This window comes from Sphingorhabdus sp. (genome assembly GCF_044374345.1).
Taxonomy (GTDB): Bacteria; Pseudomonadota; Alphaproteobacteria; order Sphingomonadales; family Sphingomonadaceae; genus Sphingorhabdus_B.
In genome coordinates, this window is sequence record NZ_JBILOS010000120.1 from 1 (window position 1) to 5,344 (window position 5,344).

At 56.2% G+C, this 5,344-nt stretch carries 5 protein-coding genes and 1 tRNA gene; 4 read left to right on the top strand and 2 right to left on the bottom strand.

Annotation, left to right across the window (positions count from 1 at the left end):
* Positions 1–215: 215 nt before the first annotated feature.
* Together ruvX and ACIQ5B_RS10075 are read right to left on the bottom strand one after the other, a co-directional pair.
* On the bottom strand, positions 216–677 hold the full coding sequence (gene ruvX / locus ACIQ5B_RS10070; RefSeq protein WP_397598903.1) for a Holliday junction resolvase RuvX: 462 nt from the start codon (positions 675–677) through the stop codon (positions 216–218).
* Positions 674–1,783: a DUF3089 domain-containing protein gene (locus ACIQ5B_RS10075; protein ID WP_397598904.1), complete on the bottom strand. Its 1,110-nt coding sequence runs from the start codon at positions 1,781–1,783 to the stop codon at positions 674–676. The genes ruvX and ACIQ5B_RS10075 overlap by 4 nt, the downstream gene beginning before the upstream one ends.
* A 127-nt stretch (positions 1,784–1,910) precedes the next feature.
* Between ACIQ5B_RS10075 and gatC the strand changes: the two genes are divergently transcribed.
* From gatC to ACIQ5B_RS10095, 4 genes are all read left to right on the top strand, one after another.
* Positions 1,911–2,198 carry an Asp-tRNA(Asn)/Glu-tRNA(Gln) amidotransferase subunit GatC gene (gatC, locus tag ACIQ5B_RS10080; RefSeq protein WP_397598905.1) on the top strand — a complete coding sequence of 96 codons (288 nt, stop codon included), beginning with the start codon at positions 1,911–1,913 and terminating at the stop codon, positions 2,196–2,198.
* Positions 2,198–3,682, top strand: coding sequence for an Asp-tRNA(Asn)/Glu-tRNA(Gln) amidotransferase subunit GatA (gene gatA, locus ACIQ5B_RS10085; protein ID WP_395629049.1), 1,485 nt, complete (start codon positions 2,198–2,200; stop codon positions 3,680–3,682). Before gatC ends, gatA begins: the two co-directional genes overlap by 1 nt.
* Position 3,683: 1 nt before the next feature.
* Complete coding sequence (gatB, locus tag ACIQ5B_RS10090) at positions 3,684–5,150, top strand: Asp-tRNA(Asn)/Glu-tRNA(Gln) amidotransferase subunit GatB (RefSeq protein WP_397598906.1); 1,467 nt, start codon at positions 3,684–3,686, stop codon at positions 5,148–5,150.
* A gap of 104 nt (positions 5,151–5,254) precedes the next feature.
* Positions 5,255–5,339, top strand: a tRNA-Leu gene (locus ACIQ5B_RS10095).
* Positions 5,340–5,344 lie beyond the last annotated feature (5 nt).

Here is a 5,344-nt window from a genome sequence, read left to right on the forward strand (position 1 = left end):
GCCACCCATTGTTCAGCCTCTTTCAGGATGTAGAGAATTTCCCATTTCTGAAGTCCAGCGATACCAAGCAAATGCTTGTGCGGAAAAGCGCCCGACCCGCTTGGAAAGCTGTCGGCTGCAAAAGGCTGTGTCCATGTCATTAAAGCGATGCCCTTAAAGGGAAGGGGGGCAATACTCAATCATTTTGTCGGCTAGGTCGTGGCCGAGCAAAAACGTCACCCAATGGTCAGCGCATCTATCGCGCCTTGCAGGATGAATGCCGCTGCGCCGCTGTCGATTTTTTCGGCCCGTTTTGCGCGGCTCATGTCGGCGGCAATCATGTCGCGCTCAACCGCTTGGGTCGACCAGCGTTCATCGCGCAACAAAATCGGCAGGCCAAGATCCGCGATGTTGCGCGCAAAAGCCCGGCTTGATTGGCTTCTGGGGCTTTCGCTGCCATCCATGTTGAGCGGCAGGCCAATGACGATTCCGCGCGTAGGGCGGGTCGCAATTGCGGCGCTGAGCAACGCCTTGTCTTTGGAAAATTTGCTCCGGCGGATCAGGTCGGCGGGCGATGCAAATGTCCAGCCAGCATCGCAAAACGCCGTGCCAATTGTTTTGGTGCCGATATCGAGCCCTATCAACACGCCGCCTTCGGGCAGATGTTCCAGAAAATCGGCGACGGCATCAAAAATCATTTCTGAAGAAACTTCCGCAGTCGCAACGTCGCATCCGCCCGCACATTCGCCCAGAACAGCGGGAAATCATACACATGGTAATTGTTGCCGGGCAGAACATATGGCCCCACTTCGGGCGGATCACCGATCAACAAAAAGCCCTTTGCGTCGCATCGTGCAGGTACGGCACCAACGACCAGCTCACCGGTGTTCATCGACGCATCTGCTTTTAACGTGCCCAAATTGGCCTTCATGTCTGCCGCTGCTGCTGCACCACCATTCAACGGATTGGTGCACAACATGGTGGTGCCTTTGCGGCTTTGCCCGTTGAAACCTGTCGTTGCGTCATAGGCTTTTGATATGCGATCATACTCGGCTGGCTCGGCAAAGCTCTGCCACGCCATGATGCATCCCGTTTGATCTGGACCCGAACATGCGGGTAGCCCAATCGCAGCGACATCATTGTCCACTGAAATTGGCCAGCCGACAACATAGGCCGCGACGATTCGTTTGGCGATTGGTTTGCCTGCAATGCGATCCTTCAGAAGATGCGTAAGATGCAGCGCGCCTTGGCTATGCCCCGCTAATATAATCGGCCGGTCTTTTTGCGCTTTCGCAACAAATTCATCGAACGCCAAAAGAACGTCCTGATATGCGGCGTCCAACGCCAGTTGACCCTCGGGCTTGGTGGTCAGGAACGAGCCAATGGCTGCCTGACGATAGCGGGGCGCCCACATTTCGCCGGTGCTGGCAAAGGGCGAAGCCAAGCCACGCAGGAACAATCTCGCGCGATCCTGCGATTCTGCGTCGTCCAGCGGGGCATTCCAATGGTCCCTGCCGATATAGGATGTCGGATGAACGAAAAATATCGCCGCGGGGCCCCGCACGTCTGGCTTCGCCGCACCCACAGGCAACCAGTCCGCTGGATTGCCGGTCTTGCCCGGTCGCGCGAACCACATATCGTTGCTGGCATATTTGTTCGGTTCAAACGCGGCCTGTTTTTCGAACTTTGCCGTTGGCACAAATGCCAATTCGGTAAGCTCCGCTTCATAAATGCGGATAACGAAACCACCCGCAATGACGAGGACGATGAGCGCTGCAACGATATAAATGAATTTACGAGCCAAGTTTGTGTCCTGAAATTTTGATGCGATTTAGCCGATTGGATGGAAATAGCATCGGAAAATTGAATAGAGCCTGAAAGATTAAGCTTTTCCGTTGAAGCGGGGCAGGCGCAATGCTAGCGGCTGGCGTATGTCTGTAGATAAAGATACCGTGAACAAAATCGCACGGCTTTCGCGCATCGCGATTAGCGATGCAGAGGCTGACAAGATGGTCGGCGAACTCAATGGCATTCTTGCCTGGGTGGAGCAATTGGGCGAGGTCGACGTCACTGGCGTTGAGCCGATGACGGCTGTCATTGCCAATAAGCTGCGCCTGCGCGACGACGTCGTCACCGATGGCGATGTCCGCGACAAGGTGCTTGCCAATGCGCCAGCGAGGGAAGGCAGCTTCTTTGGCGTGCCCAAGGTGATTGAATAATGACTGATTTTTCGAGACTGGGCGTAGCTGCCATCCGTGATGGCGTCGCCAACGGCGAATTCAAAGCCGTTGAGGTTGCTGAGGCCCTCAACACGCGCGTTGCTGCGGCAAAGGCACTGAACGCCTTTATCGTCGAAACGCCTGAAATGGCCGTTGCGGCTGCGCAAGCGGTTGATGCCGACCGCGCTGCTGGCAAGCCACTTGGCAAAATGGCCGGTGTGCCAATTGGCATGAAGGATTTGTTCTGCACCGAAGGCGTGCAGACGACCGCCGCCAGCCATATGCTGGAAGGCTTCGTGCCGACCTATGAGTCGACGGTATCTGCCAATCTTTGGAAGGCTGGGGCAGGGATGTTGGGCAAGCTCAACCTTGACCAGTTCGCCATGGGTTCGTCGAACGAAACCAGCTATTTCGGTAATGTCATTTCGCCTTGGCGTCGCAATAATGGTGACAACGCCGCACTTGCGCCGGGTGGTTCATCGGGCGGTTCGTCCTCTGCCATCGCGGCGCGGTTGTGTCCTGCTGCGACAGGTACCGACACCGGTGGTTCCATCCGCCAACCAGCGGCATTTGTCGGCATTAGCGGTATCAAGCCAACCTATGGCCGCTGCTCGCGTTGGGGTGTTGTGGCATTCGCCAGTTCGCTTGACCAAGCTGGCCCAATGGCGCGCGACGTCCGCGATTGCGCGATCATGTTGGAGGCCATGGCAGGCTTTGATCCAAAGGATTCGACCTCGCTCGATTTGCCTGTGCCCGCATGGGAAGCGGCTTTGAATAGCGATCTGAAGGGCAAGCGCATCGGCATCCCCCGCGAATATCGTCTTGATGGTATCGACGAAGATATTGCCAAGATGTGGGATAATGGCATCGCATGGCTAAAGGATGCAGGCGCGGAAATCGTCGACATCAGCCTGCCGCATACCAAATATGCGTTACCTGCTTATTATATCATCGCCCCTGCTGAAGCGTCATCGAACCTTGCGCGCTATGACGGCGTGCGCTTTGGTTTGCGCGATTTGCCGGAAGGCGCTGGCCTGCAAGATATGTATGCCGCAACCCGCGCCGCCGGTTTTGGCGAAGAAGTGCGCCGCCGTATTATGATCGGCACCTATGTGTTGAGCGCTGGCTTCTACGACGCATATTACACGCAGGCGCAAAAGGTCCGTGCCTTGATCGCACGCGATTTCGATAATGCGTGGGCAAGCTGTGACCTCATCCTCGCGCCAACCGCACCTAGCGCGGCTTTTGGTTTGGGTGAGAAAAACGCCGACCCATTGTCGATGTATTTGAACGACGTGTTCGCGGTGCCTGCCTCATTGGCTGGCTTGCCCGCGATGTCGGTTCCGGGCGGCCTCGACAAGCAAGGCCTGCCTTTGGGGCTGCAGATTATCGGTAAGGCGCTTGACGAACAGGCTGTGCTTAACGCCGGCCTCGCGATCGAGCAGCGTTCAGGATTTACGGCGGAAGCCGGAGAGTGGTGGTAATATGAGCGAGTACCGCATCCAGGGAAATACCGGTGAGTGGGAGGTCGTGATCGGCCTTGAAGTTCATGCGCAGATCACCAGTGAGTCCAAACTCTTTTCAGGCTCATCGACCGGCTTTGGCGCGGAACCGAACAGCCATGTGAGCCTTGTCGACGCAGCGATGCCCGGCATGTTGCCTGTGCCAAACCGTGAATGCCTGCGACAGGCTGTGCGCACCGGCATGGCAATCAATGCGCAGATTAACCGCTGGTCGCGCTTTGACCGTAAGAATTATTTCTACGCCGATTTGCCGCAAGGCTACCAGATTTCGCAGCTCTATCACCCCATCGTGGGTGAGGGCGCAATTGAGGTTACGCTGAACGAAAAAGACCCCGATAGCCCGACCAAGAAAATCGGTATCGAGCGGATTCATGTCGAGCAAGACGCAGGCAAGTTGATGCATGACCAGCATCCAACAATGTCTTTTGTCGATTTGAACCGCTCTGGCGTCGCGCTGATGGAAATCGTGTCGCGTCCTGACATTAGCAGCCCGCAAGAGGCTGGCGCGTATCTCAAGAAGCTGCGTTCTATTCTGCGTTATGTTGGATCGTGCGACGGCAATATGGAGCAAGGCTCCATGCGTGCCGACGTCAACGTGTCTGTCCGCAGGCCCGGCGGTGAACTGGGTACGCGTACAGAGACCAAGAATGTCAACTCCATCCGCTTCATGATGCAGGCGATTGAGTATGAAGCGCAGCGTCAGGTGGATCTGATCGAAAGCGGCGGCGCAGTGGTTCAGGAAACCCGATTGTTCGACCCGAACAAGATGGAAACGCGCTCGATGCGGTCGAAAGAAGACGCGCATGATTATCGCTATTTCCCCGATCCCGATTTGTTGCCAGTCGAACTCGACGACGCGTTTCTGGAGGAATGCCGTGCGTCCTTGCCGGAACTTCCCGACGCAAAACGTGCGCGTTATGAAGCATTGGGCCTCACCGCATACAATGCGGCGGTTCTGACGGCGGAAGCCGAAACGGCGTTTTGGTTTGAAGATTTGTTGGCCGAAGGCGTCGATGCCAAGCAGGCGTCGAACTGGTTGATGTCCGAATTGTTCGGTGCGCTGAACAAGCTGGGCAAGACCTTGGACGAAAGCCCGGTTAATCCAAAGCAAGCCGCCGAGCTTCTTGGCCTAGTTGCCGATGGCACGATCAGCGGCAGCATCGCCAAGCAGGTCTTTGAAATCATGCTTGAGACCGGGCAGGGTGCATCTGCGATTGTCGAAGAAAAAGGCCTGAAGCAGACCAACGACACGGGCGCAATTGAGGCAGAGATTGCCAAGATCATGGCCGCCAATGAAGATAAGGTTGCCGAGTACCGTTCGGGCAAAGACAAGTTGTTTGGTTTCTTCGTGGGCCAGACGATGAAGGCGATGCAGGGCAAGGCTAATCCGCAAATCATCAACGACTTGCTGAAAAAGGCGCTTGGTTAACAGGTGATAAGGGCGCAGCGGCGGTTTCGCCGCTTCTGCCCTTGCCCTAGCGGGCCTTTCCCGTTAGAGGCTCCCGTCGTTTGTGAAACGGCAGCTTTTCGTAAGCGGGCGTGGCGGAATTGGTAGACGCACCAGATTTAGGTTCTGGCATCGCAAGGTGTGGGGGTTCGAGTCCCTTCGCCCGCACCACGAAA